Below are 23,431 nucleotides of genomic sequence, written 5' to 3' on the forward strand. Positions count from 1 at the left end.
AAAAGGGGGGCATGGAAAATCCATACCCCCCTGGGATAATTCTCTGTGCTCTATTTTCCCGGATAGATCAGCTGCTCCAGTTTGGAAGCAAACTCCTTTTCCGAAAGGCCGGTCAGCTGGTGTGTTCCGGTGTTCTGGGTGCTGGCAGCCGGCCACCGGGCCGCTACCCCGTTGTTATAGAAGCAGTTGGTCACATCGCCGTAATTGTTGTACCCAAGAAACCGCCCCACCGACTTGGTCAGAACCTGGGTCTCGATCTCCACCGAAGCGAAGGAACTGTCGATGTAGCTACAGTTATTTAACCCCACCAGGCCGCCGATGTGCATTCCGTTTTCAAACTCCTCACTGGCAGCTACGTCTATCTGGCCGCTGGCGTAGGAGCGGGTGATGTCCGCACAGGTGGGGCTGCCAATCAGGCCGCCTACCGACTGAGTGCCGCTGACATTGCCGTCAAACTGGCAATAGCTCACCTGGGCCAAGCGGTCACCGTAGGTGATGCCCAACAGGCCGCCCACTTCATAGGACCCTTTGACCTCGCCTTCGGCTGTGCACTGGACTACATCGCCGGAACTGGTGCCCGCCAAAGTACCCACCTGGTTTCCGCCGGTGACAACACAGTTCTCCAGGTTCAGGTTTTTTACCAGGCCATGCTCCCCAATGTGGGCGAAAAAGCCTACATTGCTGTGGTCGGGAAGGTCGATGGTCAAATTCTTGATAGTGTATCCCTGGCCGTCAAACACCCCTTGGAACGGGTGGCTCGCCCCCTCGCTTTCCTCGTCTCCCTGGGGCAGGATACCGATGGGCCGGAACTCCACCCCTTGCATATCGATGTCCCCCATCAGGCGGTAGGTATAGGCGCCGTGGGTGGTATCCCCGCTGGAGACCAGCTCAGACAGCTCCACCAGCTGCTGGGGGGTGGAGATTTCCACAACCTTGGAATAATCCTCCATATCCTTTCGGGGGGTCACCGATACAAAACTGTAGTTGCAGTCCCCATCGGAACGGATAGACCCCAGGTCCACATAGGTCAGATCCAACGGCTTTTGAGGGCGGAACACATATTCCACCGAATCCAAGTCATGGTTTCCTGCCCGGCGGCCCACTAAAATCCAGATATCGCCGTTGTCCAGCAGCTTGGCTTCCCGTGCAAAGACTTCGGTAGTTCCTTCAATCACATACCAGTTACCCCGGTCGTAGACCCCTTGGCTGTCATCATAATACAGGGCTTTGTTGTATAAAAAACCATCCAGGTCAAAATCCAGCTTGATGATTTCTGTAATCAAATCGTCGGGGATGGCATGGTAGGAGTTCTCCCCCTTCAAATCAGTCAGCAGGAAATCCTCCGAAACAAAGACGCTATCCACAATCCCCATAGCATACCGGTAAAGCAGCCGGTCGGGGATCTGGGATACGTCAGAGAACGCCTGGCCCCGCAGGGTGGTCTCATAAGGAAGGATATACCGGGCGATCAGCAAGTCTACATCCTTCTGAATCGCAGGGTCGATGGGATGGGTTACCTCCTCCTGGCTGGAGGGCCGGGAGGGGTTGTTTACCGGCTCATCTTTGGGTTTACACCCCGCTACCGTGAAAAGCATTGAAACGGCCAAAGCTGCCGCAAGCCATCTCAAACCGTATTTCATACTGCACACCCTTTCTTGTTCCGATCATCTCCCCGAGTGAAAAAGCCGCTCCCACAAAGGACTCCTCAGGGATTGTTGGCGATTTTGCTAAAATTGAGCAGTTTTTATCCTGTTTCTTTATTATAATGTTGGAAAGGCGGTTTGTACAGCGGTTCTTTACATTGTTTACAGAATGTTTTCCCCTTTTGCAGCCAATGGAAAAGCGCCCTCCCCTTGAATAGAGGAACGAGCGCTTTTGCCGCTTTTTGTTTCAATTCAAGGAGATCTTTACAGATAGAATACCCCTTCTCCAGGCGGTGCAAGCAATTCCCGCAGAATCTCCAGATCCTCAGTGTAGTCGGTCTTTTGGGGGTCCTCGTCGTATTCCAGCTCCCCCAGAACCTCCACCTGGAAGCCTTCTTCCCCATAGGTATTCCAAGCGGATTGCAGGGCGTTCTGCCACTTCCGGTGGCGGTAGGAGCCTAAATTCAGCTGAAACCGCATACTATTTTGGGTGCCCTTCAAATCCTGGGTAATTCCGACGAATACCTGCCCGGTAGCTTCGCAGCGGAAGGCGAACACACCCATTGGTTTTTTCATCTCTTTGTATTGGCGGATCAGTTCTTTTTTTCGGTCTTTTTCCATAGTTAATCCCTACTCCTTCGGCCGTAGCCCGCTTCATTTAGGAGGTTTGCCAACAGGTGTAGCCGCTCAGACAGCATCTCATCGTCCCGGGAGAGGGCCTCCTGAAACAGCCGGATATCTCCGTCAATCATTTTGTTGTCGGTACAGACCTCCACGGTCATCGCATCCCCCTGCAGGCCAATGCGGTCAATGACCGGGTTTTCCTCATCGTACAGCTTGGGATAGCGGTAGGCATCCATAAAGTAAGCCCTTGCACGGCACACCAAAATGGCCATGTCCAACACCCGGTGGATCGGCAGTTCCTCCGATTGGCGAGACCATTTTTCCCCGGTGTACCGCCACACCTTGGCGGAAATATCCACCCGTCCCCGGTCATTCCACTGGGCCAGACCCAGGGAGAGGCCCTTCGCATCAGAATCGTATTGATAGCGGCCATCAATGTTTTCATAATTTTCCGCTACAATGACCGGCTTGTGTTTCAACGTTGTTGGAATCTTCAATTTTTTCACCTCTTGTATTCTTTACTAGTAAATCAGTAATTTACTAGTAATAATATGCTACATCTCTTATTCGGTTGCAATACATTGTTGAAAAAGGACAAATTAACAGCTTTTTATTATGCAAATTTTCTTTAATTCTATGACGTAATTATTAATGTTTTATGAAAATATCACAAATTTCAGATTCAATCTTTTCTATTGACTAATCTGTCGAATAGAGTATAATTCTAGTTATAGAGATAATGTTTTATTACAGTAATAATTTTTGTGTTTTAGTATATCCTCTTTTCTTTCTTCATATTGGTTGTTAAAACATATAAATTTTTTTATATCTTTTGTCCGTGTTTTTATCGGTGTGCTTTGATGGGCGCGGACCGGCTAGGCTCCCAGGCGCCGGGAACAGCTGGATTGCCCTTGAAGGAACCCGAAAAAATAAAATTCTGAGGAAAGAAGGTCGTTCTCATGACACCTGAATATAACAGTATGGCAAATAGCCTAGTCATGTGGCTTGCCTGCGCACCCGGTGTCTTAATCGTTTTATACCAATCCTGGCTGTTTTTCAGACGCAGCATCAAGGATGCTCCTAGAGTAGGTCTGACAGACAAACAGGTCAAAGCCGCTATTCGAAGCGCAACCGTCACCTCTGTAGGCCCCTGTTTCGTCATGCTGACCGCCATGCTCAGCTTGATGCTCTATGTGGGTGCCCCTCTCGCCTGGCTGCGTGTGGACTTCATCGGATCGGTCTCCTACGAACTGCAAGGCGCAAACTTCACCGCTGACGGCATGGGCATTGAACTAGGATCCAGCGCCATGAATGCCGACTTTCTGGCAACCGCTGCCATCGTCATGTCCGCAGGTTGTATCGGCTGGGTTATCTTCGCCGCCCTCTTCTCTGACAAGATGGATAAGGTCAACTCGGTAATGGCCGGCGGCAACGCTGCCCTGGTTCCAGTCCTCGGAACCGGCGCCCTCATCGGCGTGTACTCCTCCATGACTCTGGATAAGATTTACCCTATGAAAAACCAGGTTGTAGCCGTCTTTTCCTCCGCTCTTGTCATGGCTTTTATCACCAAGTACAATAAAAAAGCCAACAAACAATGGCTGAAAGAGTGGGGCCTTACCATCTGCATGGTCTTCGGTATGATCTGCGCTACTGTCACCGAGGGCATGGGTTTCCTGCCGGCATAATGCCTAGAACTTGAGGAAAGGAGAATTTGTCATGAAATTGGATCAATCGCAAAAAAGCGTATTTGATAACGAGTATATGCCCTATATTATCAAATGGGGCAAGATCACCTGCTGGGTCTCCATCCCGCTGATCTTCATTCCAACTGTGGCTCTGATGGTCTTTTACGGTGCGCGGCCTTCTATGTCCGGTATTCTAACCGGGTTTATCTCCCTGTTCTCCGCCATGGTGGCCTGGTACATCGTCGACCCCATTACCCTGTTCCCCATCCTCCATGTGCCCGGCATGTATCTGACCTACATCGCCGGTAACTCCAAGGAGATTCGTGCCCCAGCTGCCACTGCCGCCCTCTCCTCTGCGGATGTGGAAGCCGGCACCGAGCAGGGCACCGTCATTTCCTGCATCGCCATCACTGTTTCCATCTTTATCAGTTTGGCCGTTATGACCTTGGTGGCTGTGGCTGGTAACCTGATTCTGAGCATTCTGCCTGATGCAATCATTCGGGCCCTCAACTACCTGCTGCCCGCATTGTTCGGCGCTATGTGTATTCAGCGCATCATGGCGGACTACCGCTCTGCGGCTATCGTTGTTCCCTGCGCCTGTGTGCTGCGGTACCTCAACACCCGCGGCGTCTTCAAGGTGCTCCCCCTGGGCGGCGGTTATGCCCAGATCCTTCTCTGTGTCTTGATTGGCGTATTCGTCGCCAAGCAAATGTATAACATGAAGCAGAAAAAAGCTAAGGCAAATTAGAAAGGAGTTATTACTATGGGATTCAATGAAAAAGTCCACGCATTTATCGCAGCGAAATTCTATGTCCATCTGACCGAGCAATTCGGCGAGCGGGGCCGTTTGGCTTTCATCCACGGAACCCAGTATTACGCCGAGCAGAGAGGCCGCAGAATGGCTCAGCGCGCCATCCGGGACGGCAATCCTCTGACCTATGAGGTCTATAAACAATACGGTGAGTGGGTCAATTCCCCTGAAGTTGCCGCCGAGAAAGGCCACACCTCCGAGGTTGTGTCTGTCGCTCCTGATAGCGTCTCTAAGATCACCCGCTGCCCCTGGCACAGCCAGTTTAAGGAAATGGGCCTGGTAGAAGCTGGACATGAGTACTGCAAGCACCTGGATAACTCCATCTGCCGCGGCTTCAACCCCTACATTGTGTATGAGGTTCCTCAGACACTGCACAAGAGCGAGTACTGCCTGCATATCATCCGTGATGCCGGCTTGTCCCCTGATTCCAATCTGAAAAAGAAGATGGAGTATGTAAAGGAATGGGATTATCACTGCGCCCACTCCTACTGGTCTTACTCGGAAGTGACTGCTGCTATCTTCGGCGCAGAAGGCGAAGCGGTCAATGCCCAGGTTCTGGCTGATTTTGAGAAAGAGTACGGCAAAGAGATGGCCGACACCCTGGTCACCTACCGCAGCACCAACTTCAACGTCTGCTAACTTCTTCCCAAAATTCCCCCGGCGTTAACGCCGGGGGGATTTTTTATCAAAACCAACGAAGATTTTCCCTTATTCCCACAAAAACAATACAGCATTTTCCACAGCTTTGATATCTCCCTTGAATTCTGCCATATTTTTTCCATTTTCACGAGTATTCCGCCATATTTTCTTCTTTATTTATATGGAATATTTTATTCGGTGGAAAAAAGAAAAATACGCCTCCTTTACACACCGGTTGTTTTATGCTATACTCTCACGGAACTTTACAGGATTTATACACAACCAAGGAGGCAACGCAGCATGAAATCGATGAAAAAAAACTCCCAATGGATGGTTCAAGTTTCCCTTATGGCAGCAGTGGTGGTAGTTTTGGCCAACACTCCCCTGGGCATGATCCAGCTGCCGGTTATTAAAGCAACTACCGTTCACATTCCCGTTATTCTAGGGGCACTGCTGCTGGGTCCTGCAGCAGGAGCCATTTTAGGCGGAACTTTCGGCCTTTGCTCGGTAATCAGCAATACTCTGACCCCCACCCTGCTTTCCTTTGCATTTTCTCCTTTTCTAAGCAGCACTCCCATTGGAAGCTTGAAAGCCCTTTGGATCTCTGTGGGCTGCCGTGTACTGATGGGTGCTGCCGCCGGATGGCTATGGATGCTTCTGCAAAAATGCAGATTCAACCCTTGGATTGCCCTCCCTATCACCGGGTTTATAAGCTCTATGGCCAACACCTTTCTTGTAATGGGCAGCATTTATTTTCTGTTGGCCCCTGAATATGCTCAGGCCAAAAACGTGGCTCTATCTGCGGTAAAAGGGCTGGTTATGGGTACAATTGCCGCCTCTGGCATCCCGGAGGCAATCGCCGCAACTGTTCTCGTAACAGGCCTTGGAAAAGCTCTTCTTGCCGCCCTGCACCGAAACAGAGTGTAAAAAATACCGGGGAGCGTTATGCTCCCCGGTATTTTGATTGAAATTAATAATTTTCAGCTTTAATGCGGAAGTATGCTTTTGGATGATCACAGACGGGGCAGACTTCGGGAGCTTTCTCGCCAAAGTGGATATGGCCGCAGTTGGCGCAGATCCAAACTTTCTTTTCGCTTCTCTCAAAGACCTTGCCTTCCTTCAGGTTGGACAGCAGCTTGCGGTATCTCTCCTCATGCTCCTTCTCGATCTTGCCTACGGCCTCAAACAGGAACGCAATCTTGTCAAAGCCCTCTTCTTTGGCGGTTTTAGCAAAGCCTGCATACATGTCAGTCCACTCGTAGTTTTCGCCCTCAGCGGCATCCAGCAGGTTGACGTCGGTGGTGGGAACGCTTCCATCGTGGAGGAGCTTAAACCAAATCTTAGCATGCTCTTTCTCATTGCCAGCGGTCTCCTCAAAGATCTCCGCGATCTGGTTCAGGCCTTCTTTTCTTGCAGCGGATGCATAGTATGTATATTTGTTTCTTGCCTGGGACTCTCCCGCAAACGCCGTCAGCAGATTGGCCTCAGTTTTGCTACCCTTCAAATTGCTCATAGTCGTGCGCTCCTTTCGTCATGTACATCATTTTTATGGGTTTCTGAAACAATCCTTGTTTTAAGATTAAGAATTGTTATCATTTATAACCCCATTATATCCGAAAAAAAAGAAATGTCAACCGGTTTGCCACCAAAATTTTCTATTTTAGAAGCCTCTTGGCTCCTATCCCCACAAACCGGTGCCATTGAACTGCCATCGCCAGCAACTCCCTATGCCGTGGGGATTCCCCGTATAAAATCGATGGGCAGGGTGAATACAATCCCGGTGTCCGGCTGGTCAAGGTCGCCAACTTCCCGTTCGATCACCTGAACCGCCGTTTCCACTTGGTCTTCCCGCAAAACAATCAACACCACTTTGTTATCCTGCCGGTCTGGGTCAGTGATGGAACGCAGGGAACGCAAAAAGCTGTTGTTTCCAGAACTGGAAAGCGCTTGGACCATGCCGGTGCTGTTGAGGATGGTAGCGCCTCGGATATTTGCCTTGACCAGCTCCCCCAGCAGCTCTTCCAGCACCTGAACTCGGGAGAGAATCAATACCAGTAATCTCATAAAAACCTCATTTATACCTTATTATATATAGGGAACATTTTCCTCTACTCTGCGCAGCCGTCGTGCAATTGGGGAACTCCCCGGCATCTTAAACCCTTCTGGCGAACTGGCAGGCCAGAAAAACAAGTGCCGGAGGGCCTTCCCACACTACAAGCCTTGCTGACAGCAATGGGGGAGCGACTGCAAAGAATTTATCTGGGATCCTTGTACCACAAAGCCTACACATATTTTAAGAATTGCGGTGCAGTTCTGCCGCAAAGGACCTCACCCAGCAAGAAATTCTTCCAACGCCATAGCTCCACTGTGGTTATTATACCATAAAAACACCCTGTCTGCCAGCAAAGCCGATGGGGAAAATTAACAAATTTCTCCTTGTCCCCTCCGTCTAATTATGCTATACTAAGGCTCAAAAATGGAGGTTGGCTATCTTCTACCCGCCGTTTCCAGGCGGGGATTTCGGCCTATACCCGATTCAGGAGTTCTAAGAATGAAAAAACGCTGGATTCTATTTGCCATATGTCTCATCGCCCATACTGGCCTGTCCCTCTGGCTGGTCACCAGCGGGCAGTTTCCCAAAGGGTATCTGTATTTTTTCCTGGTGTTTTTCCTCCTGTGGGAAGGACTCGCCCTGATACTGGTCCCCGCAAAGTTTGCCTCCCTGTCCGGCATGGAGCGTTGGGGGGACGGAATTTGTGCTGCCTTTACCCTGCTGATGGGGATTACCCTCCTAATATTCCCCCGATTTTTCGGTATGCTTCCCCCCATACTCATTGCTGGAGCCTTAGGGGTTGAACTGGCATTGGCCGCTGTATGCTTGGGGGTCGTCTATGGTTCCCTGCGCTTTTTGGATCAGCGGGAACGGGAGGAGTGGGAGGACGATTGATCCCCAAACCAAATATAGACTGCAAAGGAGTCCGGGAGCCGAATGGCTCCCGGACTCCTTTTTTCCGGAAAGGCGGTTATCCCTGTTTCTCCCCCATTACTGGTCAGTCACCCCATAAGTCCACTGATCCAGTCCGCCAAAATCACTGACATCCCGGTACCCCATGCGGATCAATTCCGCCGCGGCTTTGGCACTGCGTTTTCCAGTGCCGCAGTAAACCAGCACTTTGGCATCCAAATTGGGAATGATTCCCGGGGCAAGCTGGCGAACCTCTTGTTCAGGCAGCAAAACACTGCCAGGGATATGGGCTTTTTCATACTCCGGCTGGGTACGGACGTCCACTAGGACTACTTCCTGGCAGCTGTCCAGGATGGCTTTTGCCTGCTGGGCATTTAGTTTTTGACAACAGGGCTGTTGTTGTTTCACAGTTTTTCCCCCTTTGCTATGAGGTTTCCCCTCAAAACTAGTTTCCCCAATGCGTGCCAAATTATTGCGGCCTATTGAAAATGAGAAAACTTCTTCCCCGGCCTGTGTGGAAAAAGCTGACGAACCGCTGTGCAATTTGCCGAGAAAGATGGGATAATTCTTGACGAAAACCAAGGGTTTCTGGCGAAAAGAATTCACAGTTCTGCTAAAAAATACTCATTTTAGCAATATTGATATTATTTTATCAATTATTTGGGCAGAATGATGAGAAACATTTCATCCAGTCGTTAAATTGTGCCCAATATTTTTGGAGAAATATTGAGTAAATCTATGATTTTTTTTAAAACTGTTGACTTTGCCATCTCATTCCCATAAAATATGCACATAGGCTTGTTTCAAATTTCAAATTTTAGTTTCAATTTGTTCATGATTGTGCTTGGACAAAAATCTCAGAGTAGGAGGGTTGTAGCCGCAGCGCCAACAAGTGTAGAGTCATAATTTGTGCAGGGCTCCGCCGGGCGTTTCCACTGAAACTAAAATCAGTCGGAGAAACAGCCGCAGGTTTTCCGTCGAAAGGTTCTTATATTTTCAGTGAGGTGAGTATTCATGGATTATTTAGAAATAGCCAATAGCCCTGTTATGTGGGCCGCTTGTACTCCTGCTATCGTTCTGGTTCTCGTCCAGGCCGCTATGTTTACCAAAAAAGCAATGAAAGACGGCAAGCGGATGGGCATCACCGATGAGCAGTTCAAAACTGCCATTAGCGCATCCTTCACCGCTTCCATCGGCCCCTCTATCGTTATTCTGATCGGCATGGTTTCTCTGCTGGCCTCTGTGGGCGGCCCTCTTTCTTGGATGCGGCTTGCTTACATCGGCTCTGTTACCTTTGAGCTGGGCGCTGCTGATAAAGCTGCTACCGCTGCCGGTGCCCAGCTGGGTACTTCCAGCATGACTGCAGAAGTATTTGCCTGCTGCGCATGGGTAATGTGCATCTGCTGCTTGGGCTGGATCATTGTCTCTGCACTCTTTACCGACAAAATGGATGTCCTGCGCGCCAAGGCTTCCGGTGGCAGCCCTGAAAAATTGGCTATCATCAGCGCCGGCGGCACCATGGGTGCATTCTCTTATATGACATTTGACCGTGCGTTCCCCCTCAACGTACAGACTTATGCAGCTGTCATCGGTTTCGTTGTAATGTTTGTATTGATCAGCTACGGCAAGAAATCCGGTGCAAAATGGCCTGCTAAATGGGGTATGACCATCGCAATGTTCGCCGGTATGCTCGGCGGTGCGTTCTTCCTGTAAGCTAAGGCTACCTCAGAATCAAACGATCTGTTCGTTAAGGAGTGACTATAATGGAAAACAAACACGAAGTTTTTTCAAAAGACTTTATCCCTTATATTATTAAATGGGGCCGTAGCTTGAACCTGTTCGGCGTTGTGCTGGTGTTTGGCCCCTGTATCGCCTTGGCTATGATGGGTATTTTCCCTGACTGGACCGCAGTTGGCCTGGGCTGCATCATGCAGATGTCCTCTTCCGGTTTGTTCTACGTGATTGAACCTATTTCTTACTTCACTGCCCTCGGTATCCCTGGAACCTACATGTCCTTCCTCTCCGGCAACATCGGCAACCTGCGTGTTCCCTGTTCGGTTATTGCCCAGGAGGCTGTTGGCGTGGAGCAAGGCTCTGAGGAAGGCACCATCATCGCCACTGTCGGTATCGCTGTTTCCATCGTGGTAAACACTGTTATCCTGACTCTTGGTGTTGTTGCAGGCTCCGCTGTCTTTGCTATGCTTCCTCAGTCCGTCAAAGACGCGTTCAACCTTCTGCTCCCCGCACTGTTCGCTTCGATGGCTGCTAACTCCATCGTCAACAACCCCAAGCTGGCCATGTACGGTGTGCCCGTTGCTGGTATTATGACCATCGGCAACAAGTTCGGCATGCTGAATTTCCTCCCCTCCCTGCTGCGGACCCCTGTCGTTCTGCTGGTATCCGTTTTCGGCACCATCGGCCTCGGCATGGCTTTCCTGACTGGCAAGGGCAACACCAAAGGCGAGGATGCTGGCCTGTAACTTTCCGATTCTTTCCCTGTGGATTCTCCTGGGTTTTTGATCTTTGCCCAGGGGAATCCAGATCAGGGTTACGGCCATCCTACGGGTGGTCGTATGAAAGAGGCTGGCAGGCAGAAAAGATCTGTTTGCCAGCCTCTTTCATACGATTGCTTTTTTTGTAGCAATAGGTATGTCCAACAAGTTCTTTGCATATATTGTGTTGTCCCACCAGGATTTTTAGAGAGGCTTATCCTCTCCCAAAATAAAATTCACCAAACAAATGAAAAGGAGATGTAATTCATGACAGGCACAATTGCTATGGAAAAGATTGAATCCCAGCGCGAGATGCTAAATGAACTCAGCTACAAAATCTGGGCGAAACCAGAAGTCGGCTATCTTGAGTATGAGGCTTGCAAACTGTCCTCCGAGGCTTTGAAAGCCGCCGGTTTTGAGGTTGAAGTGGGTGTGTTCGGTGTTCCCACTGCTATCCGTGCTTCCTTTGGCTCCGGCCATCCAGTTATTGGACTTCTGGGCGAGTATGACGCTCTTCCCGGTATGAGCCAGAAGGTCAAATCGGAAAAAGACCCTGTTGAAGCTGGTGCTCCCGGCCAGGGCTGTGGCCACAACCTGCTGGGCGTTGCCCACATCGGCGCTGCCATCGGCATGAAAGAAGAGATGGAGAAAAAAGGCCTGAAAGGTACCGTTGTTTTCTATGGCTGCCCCGGTGAGGAGCTGCTGACCGGTAAAACCTTTATGGCAAGAAACGGCGCTTTCCGTGATTTGGATGTTGCTTTCGCTTACCATCCCGGCAAATCCAACGTTGCTTCCGGCGGCGTTATGACCGGTTTGAACTCCGCAAAATTCCACTTCAAAGGCCGTACTGCCCATGCTGGCGGCGACCCCCACAACGGCCGTTCCGCTCTGGACGCTGTGGAGCTGATGAACGTGGGCGCCAACTACCTGCGTGAGCATGTCACCAGCGACGTGCGCATCCACTACACCATCCTGGAAGGCGGCACCGCCCCCAACATCGTTCCCGATAAAGCCTGCGTCTGGTACTATGTCCGTGCAATGTCCAGAGAGGCTGTTGAGGATACATATAACAGACTGGTCAAGGTCGCCAAAGGCGCTGCTATGATGACCGAGACCGAAGTAGAGATCGAATTCCTGGGCGGCTGCTACAACACCATGCCTAACATCGTTCTGGCTGAGTTGCTGACCGACACCATGAAAGAGAACCCCATGGAGCCTTGGACCGAGGAAGAGAAGAAATTTGCTCATGAGATGAACGTTCAGAGCGGTTCTCAGTGGGCTGTTATGTGCAGAGCTAACGGCGTTCCCGAGGGCACCGATCTGTTTGAGGGTGTCTGCCCCATCAACTACGCTAGCGGCTACGGCTCCACCGACGTGGGCGACGTTCAGCACATCTGCCCCACCACCATGCTCAACACCACTTCTGCCAACCTGGGCTCTCCCGGTCACAGCTGGCAGATCACCGCTTGCTCCGGTATGAGCATCGGCCAGAAGGGTATGGTTTATGCTGCTAAGATTATGGCAGTTGCTGGCTTGAAGATCCTGGAGGATCCCTCCATCGCTGAGAAAGCCAAAGCCGAATTTGATGAGAAGATGGCTGGTAAGTCCTACAAGTGCCCCATGCCTGAAGATGTCCCCGTTCCCTACACCAAGTAAATAAGGTTTGTTAAATGGCAGGCGGGCTTATCTGCCTGTCATTTTTAAAAAAGTTATTTAAGAAAGGGGTTTGTCAATTATGATCGGATCAATCGCACTAGACGCCATCGCCGCCAAACGCGAGGCGCTGAAAGAGCTGGAGCTGAAAATCTGGAACACCCCGGAGATTGCTTACCTGGAAGTCGAGGCCTGCAAATGGACTGCAGAAATGCTGAAAAACGAGGGCTTCGACGTTGAAATCGGTGTGGGCGGCGTTCCCACCGCCATCAAAGCCACCTATGGTTCCGGCCACCCCGTAATTGGCCTCTTGGGTGAATACGATGCGCTTCCCGGTATGAGCCAGAAGGTTCAGACCGAGAAGGAGGCCGTTGAAGCCGGCTGCCCCGGCCAGGGCTGCGGCCACAACCTGTTGGGTGTCGCCCATGTGGGCGCTGCCATCGGCATTAAAGCGGAAATGATCGAGAAGAAGCTTCCCGGCACCATCATCTACTTTGGCTGCCCCGGTGAAGAGCAGCTGACCGGTAAACCTTTCATGGCCCGGGGCGGCGCTTTTGATGGCATTGATATGTGTATCGCTTGGCACCCCTCCAACGGTGACCGCATTTCCATCGGCACCCAGACCGCTCTTAACACTGCAAAATTCCACTTCAAAGGCCGCACTGCCCACGCTGGTGGTGATCCTCACAATGGCCGCTCTGCCTTGGACGCTGTGGAGCTGATGAACGTGGGCGCCAACTATCTGCGTGAGCATGTCACCAGCGATGTCCGCATCCACTACACCATCACCGAAGGCGGCACCGCCCCCAACATCGTCCCCGACAAGGCTTGCGTTTGGTACTATGTCCGCGCCCTTTCCAGAGAAGCGGTAGAGGACACTTATGCCCGCCTGGTCAAGATCGCCAAAGGCGCTGCCATGATGACTGAGACCGAAGTGGAAGAAGAGTTCTTGGGCGGCTGCTACAACACCCTGAACAACAAAGTCCTCGCCAACCTGGTTAAAGACACCATGCACGAAATTCCCCAGGAGCCCTGGACCGATGAGGAGATTGCATTTGCCAAAGCCCTCAACGAGCAGAGCCCCCAATATAAAGCCGGCTGCGCAGCAGTCAACCGCCCTGAAGGCACCCAGCTGTACGAAGGCCCCATGGAGATTGAGACTGCCAACTCCTATGGTTCTACCGACGTGGGCGATGTTCAGCACATCGTTCCCGGCATCATGATCCGCACCGCTACCTACAACATCGGCGCCCCCGGCCACAGCTGGCAGATCACTGCCTGCTCCGGCATGAGCATCGGTGAAAAAGGCATGAACCGTGCGGCTCAAGTCATGGCTGTTTCCGCGCTGAAAGTGCTCAACGACACTTCCATCTACGAAGCTGCCAAAGCGGAATTCGACCAAGAGATGGCCGGCAAAAAATATGTATGCCCCATCCCCGCTGAAGTTCCCGTTCCCTACACCAAATAGTTCTCATTGTAAAACCGGGCGGGGGTAACCCTCCACCCGGTTTTTTATCCCTATATGTTATGAGGGGGACTGCAAAATTGCAGAGTTCCTATATGTCCCAAAGGATTTCCCCTCTTTCCCCGACCCTGCATCTGGCGGAGGGCAATGCCCTCCGCCTTTGATTGCAACGGCATAGACTGATCCCCCAATCTTACAACAAAGGAGCTGATCTTTCCATGACTGGAGAAATCGCATTGAAGGCCATTGAAGAAGGCCGCGCCAAATTTGAGGACCTTTCCTACCACCTATGGGCTAACCCCGAGCCCGCTTACCGGGAATACATCGCCAGCGAGACCTGCATCAAAGCCCTGGAAGAGGCAGGCTTTTCCATCGAAAAAGCCGTGGGTGGGGTTCCCACCGCTTTCAAAGCCACCTATGGCTCCGGTTCCCCGGTGATCGCCCTGTTGGCCGAGTACGACGCACTTCCTGGCCTGAGCCAGAAAGCGGTCTCCCACAAAGAGCCGGTAGAGGGCCAGAGCTGCGGTCATGGCTGCGGCCACTGCCTGATGGCTGGGGCCAATGTGGCGGCCGCTGTGGGCATCAAGGCGGAAATGGAGGCCAAAAACCTCCCCGGAACCTTGGTCTTCCTTGGCTGCCCTGCGGAAGAGCAGTTGACCGGCAAGGTCTTCATGGCCCGGGGCCATGCCTTTGACGGTTTGGATATAGCCCTCTCCTACCATCCTCTGTTCACCACAGAAGTTTCGGTGGGCAATTCCTCGGCTATGAACACCGCCAAATTCCACTTTAAGGGAAGAACCGCCCACGCCGGCGGCGATCCTCACAATGGCCGCTCTGCCTTGGACGCTGTGGAACTGATGAACGTGGGCGCCAACTATCTGCGTGAGCATGTCACCAGCGATGTCCGCATCCACTACACCATCACCGAAGGCGGCACCGCTCCCAACATCGTCCCCGACAAAGCCTGTGTCTGGTATTATGTCCGCGCCATGCGCCGGGAGGCGGTAGAGGATGTCTATGCCCGCCTAGTGAAAGTGGCCAAAGGCGCCGCTATGATGACCGAGACCGAAGTGGAAATTGAGTTCCTGGGCGGCTGCTACAACACCATGGCCAACATGGTCCTCTCGGAGCTTGTCCACAAAAACATGGGCGCAGTTCCCCAAGATCCCTGGACTCCGGAAGAGATCCAGATGGCCCGGGAGATGAGCGAGGCCAGTGGCCAAAACTGGGAAAATGTGCGCCGGGCTTACAATCTGGGCGAAAACGACACCTTGAGCAGCACCGTCCAGCCGATGAAGTTTATTGACCAATATGGCTCCACCGATGTGGGCGATGTGATGCACCTGGTCCCCACTGCTATGTTCTTTACCGCCAGTTTCCCCATGGGTGCCCCTGGCCACAGCTGGCAGAACACCGCCAGCGCCGGCAGCTCTATCGGCCATAAAGGCATGATCTACGGCGCGCGGATTCTGGCCAAGACCGTTCTGGACTGCTTTGAGAATCCCGATATTGTCAAAGCGGCCAAAGAGGAATTTGACAAAGCCACCGCCGGGAGCAAGTACCTCTGCCCCATCCCCGACGAAGTCCCTGTTCCGTAACCCCACAAATTCAAAAGGACCGGCCTATGGGCCGGTCCTTTTTCTTATTCCATCGGTTTGGTCTGAGGAGCATTCCCCCGCCGGAGGTAGGTCAGTTCGACAATGCCATTCTCCGCCTTGGTCTCCGCCAAAGCTAAGGGGATTGTGGAAAATCCCCCTTGGAAAAGGGGAATCCCTCCCCCCAGCAGCACCGGCAGGATGGAAATTTGGAACCGATCGATAAGGCCCTTCTGAAGGAGCTGCCCAGCTAGGTCCGCGCCCCCGCAGACCCAGATGTCTTTGCCCGGCCGGGCAAGCAGCTCCCGCACCACTTCCCCTGCATCCCCACAGTGGAAGGTGATTCCCTCCTGGTTGACAGCCTCCCGATGGGTGAATACATGGCAGTGGAGCCCTGGATACGGCCACTCCCCTGGGGAGAGTTCCTCGGTCACCTGACGGTAGGTTGTGCCGCCCATCAGAATTGTGTCCACCTGCTGGAGAAACTGGGCATATCCCAGGTCTCCCAAATCCCCTGGGTTCTCCCCAACCATCCAATCCACACCGCCGTGTAAATCGGCGAGATAACCGTCCAAACTCATCCCCAGGTATAATACCACCTGCCGTTTCATTCTGCCATTCCCCTTCCTCACCGGACTACAACTGCCCCCAGAACCCCGCCGATCCCTTCCTGGATCAAGAGATCTGCCCGATGGTCCAAGGGCGTGGCCGATTTATTGATCACCACAATGGGCCCCCCCTGATAATATTGAAGAAGCGCTGCCGCCGGATACACCGCCAGGGAAGTCCCCCCCACGATGAGGAGGTCGGCCCGCTCCAACGCTTCCACCGCCTTTTGAACGGTGGCGCTGTCCAGGGATTCCTCGTACAGCACTACATCCGGCTTGACGATTCCGCCGCAGCTGCACCGGGGAATCCCCTCCGACTCCAGGATGAACCGGGCGTCATACCCTTTCCCGCAACGGGTACAATAGTTGCGGTGTACCGACCCGTGGAGCTCCAGCACTTTTCGGCTGCCCGCCAGCTGATGCAATCCATCGATGTTCTGGGTCACCACAGCCAGCAGTTTTCCCGCCTGCTCCAGTTCCGCCAGCTTTTTGTGGGCGGCGTTGGGTTTGGCATCCAGATAGAGCATCCGGCTGCGGTAAAAGGCAAAGAACTCCTCCGGGTTTTCCTTGTAAAAGTGGTGGCTGAGTATCTCCTCCGGCGGGTAACGGTACCTCTGCTGGTAAAGGCCGTCCACGCTGCGGAAATCTGGCAAGCCAGATTCCGTACTCCACCCTGCTCCGCTGAATGCGACGATCCGGCTGCTTGCGTCAACAAGTTCCTGCAACTTCTCAATAGCTGTCATGGATAGCCTCCTTATCTGTCTTACAAAGTCTTCCCTACCGGATATTATAGCACAAGTCTGTGCAAGCGGGGAAATTTCTTGGTGGCTCCCCCTCTTCCCACCTGGGAAATTCCGGTAAGCACTGGGTAAAACCTTTGCCATTTGTTTGACAGGGCCATCTTTTCCCGGTATAATATGGATGGATCAAAAACCCGAAATTTCGCACTTTGGAGGTTTTTTATATGGCAAAGAAGTTTATTGTGGAAACCAGCGCAAGACATGTACATCTGACCGACGCCGACCTGGAAGTCCTGTTCGGCAAAGGCGCCAAACTGACCCCGAAAAAAGACCTGTCCCAGCCTGGCCAGTTCGCCTGTGAAGAGAGAGTGGATCTGGTCGGCCCCAAGAAAACCATCGCTCGGGTGAGCGTCCTCGGCCCCACCCGTTCCCATACCCAGATTGAGGTTTCCCTGACCGACGCCCGCACCCTGGGGGTTACCGCTCCTGTCCGCGAGTCCGGTGACATCGCCGGCAGCGGCGCTATCACCCTGGTTGGCCCTGCCGGCCAGATCGAACTGACCGAAGGCGTCATCGCCGCCAAGCGCCACATCCATGCCGACCCCGCTTCCGCCGCTGAGATGGGCGTCAAGGACAAAGATATTGTCAAGGTAAAACTGGACACCGAGGGCCGCGCCCTGATCTTTGACGACGTGGTCGTCCGGGTCAGCGACAAATACGCTCTGGCAATGCACATCGACACCGATGAGGGCAATGCTGCTGCTTGCTCCGGTGAAGTTTTTGGTGAGATCGTCAAGTAACTTTTTCTTCTAGTGACTGTAAAACAGCAGACCGCGCACCGCGGCCTGCTGTTTTTTCTTTCCAGAATCCACAAAAAATTCAAACAGACCTGCTATCCTAAAACCTGGAGGTGGTATCCCATGAAACGCATTTTGATTGTGGAGGACGAACCGGAAATCGGGGAATTTTTGCTGGCTTACCTACAGCAGGAGGGGTATGAGGCCGTTTGGGCCGGCGATGGCATGGAGGCAGTGGATGCCTTCCACCAGGCCCCCTTCGACCTGATCCTCCTGGACATCCTGCTGCCTAAAATAGATGGGTTTGGTGTGTGTGAACTGATCCGGCGGGAATCTCAGGTTCCCATTGTGATGCTCACCGCCTTAGACGGGGAGGAGGAGCAGATCAAAGGCTTTGACCTGGAGGTGGATGACTACGTGACCAAGCCCTTCTCCATCCCAATCCTGTTGCGGAAAATCCGGGCGGTGCTGCGCCGGTCCGGCGGGGAACCCGGGTCCGATTGCCTGCGGTACCGGGGGCTGGAACTGGACCTGGACGCCCGGGAATGCCGCCTTGGCGGGGTGCTTCTCGACCTGACCCAAAAGGAATTCGACCTGTTGACCGAGCTGATCCACAGCCAGGGCCGGGTTCTTACCCGGGAAGTTCTGTTGGGCAAGCTGTGGGGCTACGATTTTTTCGGGGATGAACGGATTGTGGACAGCCACATCAAAAACCTGCGCAAAAAACTGCTGGGGCTGGACTGTATTGAAACGGTGAGGGGGGTAGGCTATCGTGCTGCGAAAGAAAATTGAAAGCAGCCTCACTCTTCGGATCTTCTGCATCACCTGCCTGATGCTGCTGGCCGCCAGTGCAGTCACCTATGGGATCGTCGCCTTGGCCACCCCCTACACCTATGTCACCATCCTTTCAGACCAACTGATGGAAAAATCCCACGCCTTGGTGGCGGATCTGGAAGAGACCACCTTGAGGGAGAGCGGCCCAGTGCTGGATGGCTTTATCCGGGATACCCAAGCAGAGGTCACCATCTTCGGCCCCGACGGACAGGCGGTCGACACTGGTTCCCGCTTGGCTGCTAGGCTACATGAGGATGCAAACACGGTGGCGATCACATCGGTGGAAATCCAGGATGTGCAGGTCACCAAGGGCAAAGCCGCCATAGAAGAAGGAAGCCTCTCCTCTTATTCAGTGACTACAGAGAATTTGACCTATCCCTTTTCCTTCGCTGGGGAGGAGGGGGAATACACCGTCCACATCTCCCCTAGGGTCACCAAAGCCAACCAGACGGTCCAGGCCCTGGGCCGGGTCGCTCCTTGGCTGCTGCTCTGCATGGTGATTTTCTCCCTATTTTGCTCCCTTTTCTATTCCAGGTGGATCACCCGGCCCATTGTGCGGCTCAGCGGCATCTCCCAAAAGATGGCCGACCTGGACTTCGGCTGGACCTGCGGCGAAACCCGTCGGGATGAAATCGGGGTATTGGGCCGCAGCCTGGACCAACTTTCCAACCGGCTCTCCGCCGCCTTGGGGGAGCTGCGCTCGGCAAATGCCGCCTTACAGGAGGACATCCGGCGGGAGCGCCAACTGGAGCAGCAGCGGCTCGCCTTTTTTTCCGCCGTCTCCCACGAGCTGAAAACCCCGGTCACCATCCTAAAAGGGCAGCTCACCGGCATGCTGGAAGGGGTGGGTGTCTATGAGGACCGGGATAAATACCTGGCCCGTTCCCTCCAGGTCACCGCCCGGATGGAAGGGTTGGTTCAGGAGATTCTGACCGTCTCCCGGATGGAATCCTCCGGGTTTGCCCTCCAAACGGAGCCCTTGGACCTGGGCCGCTTGGCTGGGGACCAGCTGGCTTTGGACAGCGATTGGATGGAGCTCAAGGGCCTGCGCCTGGAAAGCGACCTTCCCCGAGGGAGGGTCATCCTGGGGGATCCCGCTCTTCTGGGCAAAGCGCTGGGGAACCTCATTTCCAACGCCGTGAATTATTCCCCTGAAGGGGCCGACATCACAGCGGCACTATGGGCGGCTGGGGGAAGGGTGGTCTTCACCTTGCAAAACAGTGGCGTTTCCCTGCCCCAGGAGGCCATCCCCCACCTGTTTGAAGCCTTTTACCGGGTAGAACAGTCCCGCAACCGGAGCACCGGCGGCAGCGGCCTGGGTCTCTACCTGGTTAAAATGATCCTCGACCGCCACGGGGCTGACTATTGGATAGAAAACACCTCCGGCGGGGTAGCGTTTACCATGTCCTTCCCCGCCGCGCCGGAAACTCTGGTGGCTTCCTTCCCCAAAACCGCCCAACCCCAGGAGGCAGTCTCAAAGAGGGCATAAATCCAAGCAGGGCTCCCCGATGGGGCCCTGCTTCTATTTCTGCCTTGCCAAAAAGGCAACTTCCCCCCTTTTAAAAATCTAGTTGCATTTCATTTTAATGCATGGTACGGTTGGGATAGGATGCATCCGCTCTACACCGAAAGGGGAACTGCAATGAACCTTCACCTGGAAACCATTCCGCCCTGCCCTGTCGCAAAGATGGGGCGAACCGGACCCTACGGCGCCGAAAATGCCGCACTCATGGAGAAAATGAAAAGTTGGGCCCGGCTCCACAGCCTGATGGGGGCGGATTCCGTCCTCTATGCCATCGCCTGGGACAATCCCCAGACCACTCAGCCGGAGGACTGCCGCTACGATGTCTGCCTCGTCCTGCCACAGGGCCTTCTCCCACCAGATGGGGACATGACTTTGGGGCGGATTGCCGGCGGCCGATACGCCGTCGCCGTCCTTCCCCATACCCCGGAAGGAGTGGCAAAAGGCTGGGACCAGCTCTTCCCGGCCCTCTCCCAATTGGGGGTCCAGCCCGACCCATCCCGCCCTATTTTGGAGCGATACGCCGCCCGGATGATCCAATCCCACCAATGCGAACTCTGTGTGCCCATCCTCTGATTGCCCCTGTAATCCCCCCTCCCCGGAATGAAAAACATTCTGGGGAGGGGGGATTGTTTTTTGGGCATCCATCTCCACCAAAACTCCACACTCCCTCCAAGGATGCTCCAAATTGAATTGATAGACTGGGGACAGCAACCATTCAAAGGAGGAAACATCCATGCAGATTTCCATCGACCACCTGAGCATGACCTATCCAACCGGCAAACAGGCCCTGCAAGACGTGACCCTCTCTTTGGAGAGCCCCAGCCTCGTCGGACTCTTAGGCCCCAACGGGGCAGGCAAATCCACCCTGATGAAGCTGTTGGTGGCAGGGCTTCTCCCCACCTCCGGCTCCATCCAGGTGGACCGACGCCCCCTCCTGCAATGCGAAAGGGAGCTGAAGGCCAAACTGGGATATCTGCCCCAGACCTTCGGCCTTTATGAAGAGCTGACTGTCTGGCAGTTCCTGGACTATATGGCGGCCCTCAAGGGGATTGAAGACAGCACCGGTGCCATTGCGCGGGCCATCCGGGATACCAACCTGGAAGAGAAGAAAAAATGCCGGATCCGCTCCCTCTCCGGCGGGCAGCGCCAGCGGGTGGGGATCGCCCAGGCCATCTTAGGGGATCCCTCCTTCCTGATCTTTGACGAGCCCACTGTCGGCCTGGACCCGGAGGAACGGATCAACTTCCGCAACCTGTTTTCCCGCATTGCCCAGGATAAAATCGTCCTTCTCTCCACCCATATCATTGAGGATGTACAGTCGGTCTGTAACCAGCTGATCGTCATTGACAAAGGCCGCATCCTCTTCACCGGGGCCCCGGCCAGGTTGATTCAAGCCGCCCAAGGTCACGTGGGAGTGTTTGAAGAGGCCGACCGCCGGGAGGAGGAAGGCTTTTCGGTCACTGCCCGAGTCAACACCTCCTGTGGAGTTTCCTGCCGGGTAGTGGCGGTCCAGCTCCCCCCCTTTGCCCAGCCGGTGGAACCCACTTTGGAAGACGCCTATATGTACTGTGTGGCGCAAGGGGGGATTCGATGAGCCGGTTTTCCCTTTTCCGGGTGGAATTTTCCCGCCTGCTCCGCAGCCCCAGCTGTTGGCTGTCCACAGCTTTGACCTCCCTTGGCCTATTGGGGGGATTCTCTTATCAGGGGTCTACCACCATGGCCAGCATGTACCTTGCCCAGCAGCTGCGTTCCGCCACCTTGGTAGGGACGGTAGTCTTTTCTATCTTCACTCTTTATGAATTGAGCCGGGTGGAGCGAAACCGCACCGACGCCATCACCGACAGCATTATCTCCCCCCAAAGGCTTGCTTCCGTGCGGCTTTTGGGCATTCTGTGCGCCTCCCTTCTCACCACCTTCCTCACCGCGGCTCTCTACCTGCCCTATGCCGCTTGGAAACTGGGGGGTGTTTTTTCCCTTTCCGACTATCTTGCGGGATTTTTGCTGTTCCTCCTCCCCGCCCTTTGCTTTAGCGCCCTGCTCAGCGCCTCCTGCTACCAGATTATGCGCCGGGCGGATGTTAGCTTTCTTGCGGTGCTGCTCTTCCTCATTCTCTCTCGCAGCAATCCCTTCCAGAACAAATTCCTCTGGCAGTGGTGCCTGCCCATGCTTCCCGCCCTCTCCGACGATTTCAGCAATGTGCTGGTCTTTCGCACCGCCGCCTACTCCCGGTTGGTATGGCTGCTATTCTTCCTTGGGCTGTGGCTTCTCTCCCTCCTCTGTGTCCGGCGATATGGCAAAGGCTTCCTTGGCTCCTTCCTACAGGGGCTACGGCAGGGGATGCTCCCCGCCTTGGCCGTTCTCCTCTTCTCGCTTGGCGGGATACTCTGGACGAGCCAGCCCTTTTTCGACAACTCCCCTGTGGACTGGATGGCAGTACAAGAGATAGACCACACCCAGGAAGGGCTATCCCTCCTGGGAACCCAGGTGGAAATCCGCGCGGTTAGCGACTGGGTTGGCAGGATGGACGGCTTTGCTACCTTCCAGATTCAAAACACCACCGGCCGGGAGCAGCCCCTCTACTTCTCCCTCAACACCGGATACCAGGTCAGCCGGGTCATCGCCAACGGGGTGGATATCCCCTTCGAAGACTTGGAGGACGACCTGATCAAACGGCGCACCTTGCGCTGTACCCTCCCGGCGGAGGAGCGGGTCGCCCTCCGGGTGGAATACGGCGGCGTCCCCCAGCTGTGGAATATCTCCCAAACGATGCTTAGCGGGGATTTGGTCAGCCGGGAAGAGGTTCAGCTCAACGGCACAGCCTTTTCCCCTGTCCCAGACCTGCTCATCGCGGGGGATACCATCCCTTTCCAAGCACAGATCACCCTGCGGGACAACCTGACCCCGGTGGCCTCTGGATTCCCCTCCCAGTTTCTACGGAATAACGGCGACGGCACCGCGACCTGGATGCTCCAGGACCGCGGCGTCAATTCCATGACGGTATTCGCCGCCGATTACGTCAAGGTGGACATCAACGGAGGCGGCATGGCTATTGAATTCTACTACAGCCAAAAACACCAGCAGCAGATGACTGCGCTGGGTGCCATCGATGCCTTGGAAGCCGCCATCCGTTACTGCACCGAGCACTACGGTATGCGGGCCTTCCCCGAAGACCGGCCCTTTAAAATCATCCAGACCACCGAATTTTTATTTGGAGGGTTCGCTAAGCAGAACATCAGCGTCATCAGCGAAGCCAGCTTCACTGCCAACAACCTCTCCAACCCGGAGAAGGGGGCCAGTGGCGCAGAAGTGCTCGCCCATGAGATCATCCACCAGTGGTGGGGGCTGGGTGCCCAGC

General features: G+C 54.0%; 24 protein-coding genes. 16 read left to right on the forward strand and 8 right to left on the reverse strand.

Annotated features, from left to right (window positions below; all coding sequences use genetic code 11):
• Positions 1-50: 50 nt before the first annotated feature.
• The 3 genes from BQ5353_RS04200 to BQ5353_RS04210 form a co-directional block, all read right to left on the reverse strand.
• Positions 51-1,640, reverse strand: a complete 1,590-nt coding sequence (locus tag BQ5353_RS04200) for a hypothetical protein (RefSeq protein WP_071427370.1) — start codon at positions 1,638-1,640, stop codon at positions 51-53.
• Positions 1,641-1,907: 267 nt separating this feature from the next.
• Positions 1,908-2,264 carry a GIY-YIG nuclease family protein gene (locus tag BQ5353_RS04205; RefSeq protein ID WP_071427371.1) on the reverse strand — a complete coding sequence of 119 codons (357 nt, stop codon included), beginning with the start codon at positions 2,262-2,264 and terminating at the stop codon, positions 1,908-1,910.
• Positions 2,265-2,266: 2 nt separating this feature from the next.
• The gene (locus BQ5353_RS04210; protein WP_054332090.1) at positions 2,267-2,764 is read right to left on the reverse strand and encodes a DUF6530 family protein; all 498 of its coding nucleotides are present in this window, start codon (positions 2,762-2,764) and stop codon (positions 2,267-2,269) included.
• A gap of 462 nt (positions 2,765-3,226) precedes the next feature.
• Between BQ5353_RS04210 and BQ5353_RS04220 the strand changes: the two genes are divergently transcribed.
• From BQ5353_RS04220 to BQ5353_RS04235, 4 genes are all read left to right on the forward strand, one after another.
• Complete coding sequence (locus BQ5353_RS04220) at positions 3,227-3,952, forward strand: DUF5058 family protein (RefSeq protein ID WP_074026308.1); 726 nt, start codon at positions 3,227-3,229, stop codon at positions 3,950-3,952.
• Between the two features lie 31 nt (positions 3,953-3,983).
• Positions 3,984-4,700: a hypothetical protein gene (locus BQ5353_RS04225; protein WP_071427372.1), complete on the forward strand. Its 717-nt coding sequence runs from the start codon at positions 3,984-3,986 to the stop codon at positions 4,698-4,700.
• 15 nt (positions 4,701-4,715) lie between these two features.
• Positions 4,716-5,402 (forward strand): L-2-amino-thiazoline-4-carboxylic acid hydrolase, encoded by a 687-nt coding sequence (locus tag BQ5353_RS04230; RefSeq protein WP_054332094.1) that lies wholly within the window; start codon positions 4,716-4,718, stop codon positions 5,400-5,402.
• A gap of 300 nt (positions 5,403-5,702) precedes the next feature.
• On the forward strand, positions 5,703-6,329 hold the full coding sequence (locus BQ5353_RS04235) for an ECF transporter S component (RefSeq protein ID WP_054332095.1): 627 nt from the start codon (positions 5,703-5,705) through the stop codon (positions 6,327-6,329).
• A 43-nt stretch (positions 6,330-6,372) separates the two neighbouring features.
• On the opposite strand, the gene rbr is transcribed toward BQ5353_RS04235, so the two are convergent.
• The gene (rbr, locus tag BQ5353_RS04240) at positions 6,373-6,915 is read right to left on the reverse strand and encodes a rubrerythrin (protein WP_054332096.1); all 543 of its coding nucleotides are present in this window, start codon (positions 6,913-6,915) and stop codon (positions 6,373-6,375) included.
• A 212-nt stretch (positions 6,916-7,127) separates the two neighbouring features.
• Positions 7,128-7,466 carry a hypothetical protein gene (locus BQ5353_RS04245; protein WP_071427373.1) on the reverse strand — a complete coding sequence of 113 codons (339 nt, stop codon included), beginning with the start codon at positions 7,464-7,466 and terminating at the stop codon, positions 7,128-7,130.
• 487 nt (positions 7,467-7,953) lie between these two features.
• On the opposite strand from BQ5353_RS04245, the gene BQ5353_RS04250 reads away from it, so the two are divergent.
• A complete protein-coding gene (locus tag BQ5353_RS04250) occupies positions 7,954-8,349 on the forward strand; it encodes a hypothetical protein (protein WP_054332098.1) in 396 nt (131 codons plus the stop codon).
• 96 nt (positions 8,350-8,445) lie between these two features.
• Here BQ5353_RS04250 and BQ5353_RS13030 read toward each other — a convergent pair whose 3' ends face one another.
• Entirely contained in the window at positions 8,446-8,775 is a 330-nt protein-coding gene (locus BQ5353_RS13030; protein WP_071427374.1) for a rhodanese-like domain-containing protein, read from the reverse strand.
• Between the two features lie 606 nt (positions 8,776-9,381).
• On the opposite strand from BQ5353_RS13030, the gene BQ5353_RS04260 reads away from it, so the two are divergent.
• The 5 genes from BQ5353_RS04260 (at position 9,382) to BQ5353_RS04280 (ending at position 15,575) form a co-directional block, all read left to right on the forward strand.
• Positions 9,382-10,080 carry a DUF5058 family protein gene (locus BQ5353_RS04260; protein ID WP_071427375.1) on the forward strand — a complete coding sequence of 233 codons (699 nt, stop codon included), beginning with the start codon at positions 9,382-9,384 and terminating at the stop codon, positions 10,078-10,080.
• A 50-nt stretch (positions 10,081-10,130) separates the two neighbouring features.
• Complete coding sequence (locus BQ5353_RS04265; protein WP_071427376.1) at positions 10,131-10,847, forward strand: hypothetical protein; 717 nt, start codon at positions 10,131-10,133, stop codon at positions 10,845-10,847.
• Between the two features lie 279 nt (positions 10,848-11,126).
• Positions 11,127-12,515 (forward strand): amidohydrolase, encoded by a 1,389-nt coding sequence (locus BQ5353_RS04270; RefSeq protein ID WP_054332101.1) that lies wholly within the window; start codon positions 11,127-11,129, stop codon positions 12,513-12,515.
• A 79-nt stretch (positions 12,516-12,594) separates the two neighbouring features.
• Positions 12,595-13,980: an amidohydrolase gene (locus BQ5353_RS04275; protein WP_054332102.1), complete on the forward strand. Its 1,386-nt coding sequence runs from the start codon at positions 12,595-12,597 to the stop codon at positions 13,978-13,980.
• A 215-nt stretch (positions 13,981-14,195) separates the two neighbouring features.
• Positions 14,196-15,575, forward strand: coding sequence for an amidohydrolase (locus BQ5353_RS04280; protein WP_054332103.1), 1,380 nt, complete (start codon positions 14,196-14,198; stop codon positions 15,573-15,575).
• Positions 15,576-15,619: 44 nt separating this feature from the next.
• Here BQ5353_RS04280 and BQ5353_RS04285 read toward each other — a convergent pair whose 3' ends face one another.
• Complete coding sequence (locus BQ5353_RS04285) at positions 15,620-16,183, reverse strand: dihydrofolate reductase family protein (protein ID WP_071427377.1); 564 nt, start codon at positions 16,181-16,183, stop codon at positions 15,620-15,622.
• A gap of 17 nt (positions 16,184-16,200) precedes the next feature.
• A complete protein-coding gene (locus BQ5353_RS04290; RefSeq protein WP_071427378.1) occupies positions 16,201-16,923 on the reverse strand; it encodes an NAD-dependent protein deacylase in 723 nt (240 codons plus the stop codon).
• Positions 16,924-17,144: 221 nt separating this feature from the next.
• Between BQ5353_RS04290 and BQ5353_RS04295 the strand changes: the two genes are divergently transcribed.
• The 6 genes from BQ5353_RS04295 to BQ5353_RS13035 all read left to right on the forward strand — a co-directional run.
• Complete coding sequence (locus BQ5353_RS04295; protein WP_054332105.1) at positions 17,145-17,720, forward strand: phosphate propanoyltransferase; 576 nt, start codon at positions 17,145-17,147, stop codon at positions 17,718-17,720.
• A gap of 120 nt (positions 17,721-17,840) precedes the next feature.
• Entirely contained in the window at positions 17,841-18,509 is a 669-nt protein-coding gene (locus BQ5353_RS04300; protein WP_071427379.1) for a response regulator transcription factor, read from the forward strand.
• The gene (locus tag BQ5353_RS04305; protein WP_071427380.1) at positions 18,490-20,040 is read left to right on the forward strand and encodes a HAMP domain-containing sensor histidine kinase; all 1,551 of its coding nucleotides are present in this window, start codon (positions 18,490-18,492) and stop codon (positions 20,038-20,040) included. Before BQ5353_RS04300 ends, BQ5353_RS04305 begins: the two co-directional genes overlap by 20 nt.
• 153 nt (positions 20,041-20,193) lie before the next feature.
• Complete coding sequence (locus BQ5353_RS04310) at positions 20,194-20,649, forward strand: AraC family transcriptional regulator (protein ID WP_054332106.1); 456 nt, start codon at positions 20,194-20,196, stop codon at positions 20,647-20,649.
• 160 nt (positions 20,650-20,809) lie between these two features.
• On the forward strand, positions 20,810-21,670 hold the full coding sequence (locus BQ5353_RS04315; RefSeq protein ID WP_054332107.1) for an ATP-binding cassette domain-containing protein: 861 nt from the start codon (positions 20,810-20,812) through the stop codon (positions 21,668-21,670).
• The coding region (locus BQ5353_RS13035; RefSeq protein ID WP_071427381.1) for a gluzincin family metallopeptidase at positions 21,667-23,431 on the forward strand (1,765 nt) is incomplete at its 3' end. The genes BQ5353_RS04315 and BQ5353_RS13035, both read left to right, overlap by 4 nt.

Origin of the sequence: Merdimmobilis hominis, from assembly GCF_900104615.1 — a bacterium.
Classification (GTDB): domain Bacteria; phylum Bacillota; class Clostridia; order Oscillospirales; family Ruminococcaceae; genus Merdimmobilis; species Merdimmobilis hominis.

What these genes read in the sequence shown, in the direction of transcription:
- BQ5353_RS04250 (WP_054332098.1), top strand. Translation starts at nt 7,954, where the DNA reads ATGAAAAAACGCTGGATTCTATTTGCCATATGTCTCATCGCCCATACT.
- BQ5353_RS04275 (WP_054332102.1), top strand. Translation starts at nt 12,595, where the DNA reads ATGATCGGATCAATCGCACTAGACGCCATCGCCGCCAAACGCGAGGCG.
- BQ5353_RS04200 (WP_071427370.1), bottom strand. Translation starts at nt 1,640, where the DNA reads ATGAAATACGGTTTGAGATGGCTTGCGGCAGCTTTGGCCGTTTCAATG.
- BQ5353_RS04260 (WP_071427375.1), top strand. Translation starts at nt 9,382, where the DNA reads ATGGATTATTTAGAAATAGCCAATAGCCCTGTTATGTGGGCCGCTTGT.
- BQ5353_RS04245 (WP_071427373.1), bottom strand. Translation starts at nt 7,466, where the DNA reads ATGAGATTACTGGTATTGATTCTCTCCCGAGTTCAGGTGCTGGAAGAG.
- BQ5353_RS04295 (WP_054332105.1), top strand. Translation starts at nt 17,145, where the DNA reads ATGGCAAAGAAGTTTATTGTGGAAACCAGCGCAAGACATGTACATCTG.
- BQ5353_RS04235 (WP_054332095.1), top strand. Translation starts at nt 5,703, where the DNA reads ATGAAATCGATGAAAAAAAACTCCCAATGGATGGTTCAAGTTTCCCTT.
- BQ5353_RS04205 (WP_071427371.1), bottom strand. Translation starts at nt 2,264, where the DNA reads ATGGAAAAAGACCGAAAAAAAGAACTGATCCGCCAATACAAAGAGATG.
- BQ5353_RS04315 (WP_054332107.1), top strand. Translation starts at nt 20,810, where the DNA reads ATGCAGATTTCCATCGACCACCTGAGCATGACCTATCCAACCGGCAAA.
- rbr (WP_054332096.1), bottom strand. Translation starts at nt 6,915, where the DNA reads ATGAGCAATTTGAAGGGTAGCAAAACTGAGGCCAATCTGCTGACGGCG.
- BQ5353_RS04225 (WP_071427372.1), top strand. Translation starts at nt 3,984, where the DNA reads ATGAAATTGGATCAATCGCAAAAAAGCGTATTTGATAACGAGTATATG.
- BQ5353_RS04270 (WP_054332101.1), top strand. Translation starts at nt 11,127, where the DNA reads ATGACAGGCACAATTGCTATGGAAAAGATTGAATCCCAGCGCGAGATG.
- BQ5353_RS04310 (WP_054332106.1), top strand. Translation starts at nt 20,194, where the DNA reads ATGAACCTTCACCTGGAAACCATTCCGCCCTGCCCTGTCGCAAAGATG.
- BQ5353_RS04280 (WP_054332103.1), top strand. Translation starts at nt 14,196, where the DNA reads ATGACTGGAGAAATCGCATTGAAGGCCATTGAAGAAGGCCGCGCCAAA.
- BQ5353_RS04230 (WP_054332094.1), top strand. Translation starts at nt 4,716, where the DNA reads ATGGGATTCAATGAAAAAGTCCACGCATTTATCGCAGCGAAATTCTAT.
- BQ5353_RS04300 (WP_071427379.1), top strand. Translation starts at nt 17,841, where the DNA reads ATGAAACGCATTTTGATTGTGGAGGACGAACCGGAAATCGGGGAATTT.
- BQ5353_RS04265 (WP_071427376.1), top strand. Translation starts at nt 10,131, where the DNA reads ATGGAAAACAAACACGAAGTTTTTTCAAAAGACTTTATCCCTTATATT.
- BQ5353_RS04290 (WP_071427378.1), bottom strand. Translation starts at nt 16,923, where the DNA reads ATGACAGCTATTGAGAAGTTGCAGGAACTTGTTGACGCAAGCAGCCGG.
- BQ5353_RS04285 (WP_071427377.1), bottom strand. Translation starts at nt 16,183, where the DNA reads ATGAAACGGCAGGTGGTATTATACCTGGGGATGAGTTTGGACGGTTAT.
- BQ5353_RS04220 (WP_074026308.1), top strand. Translation starts at nt 3,227, where the DNA reads ATGACACCTGAATATAACAGTATGGCAAATAGCCTAGTCATGTGGCTT.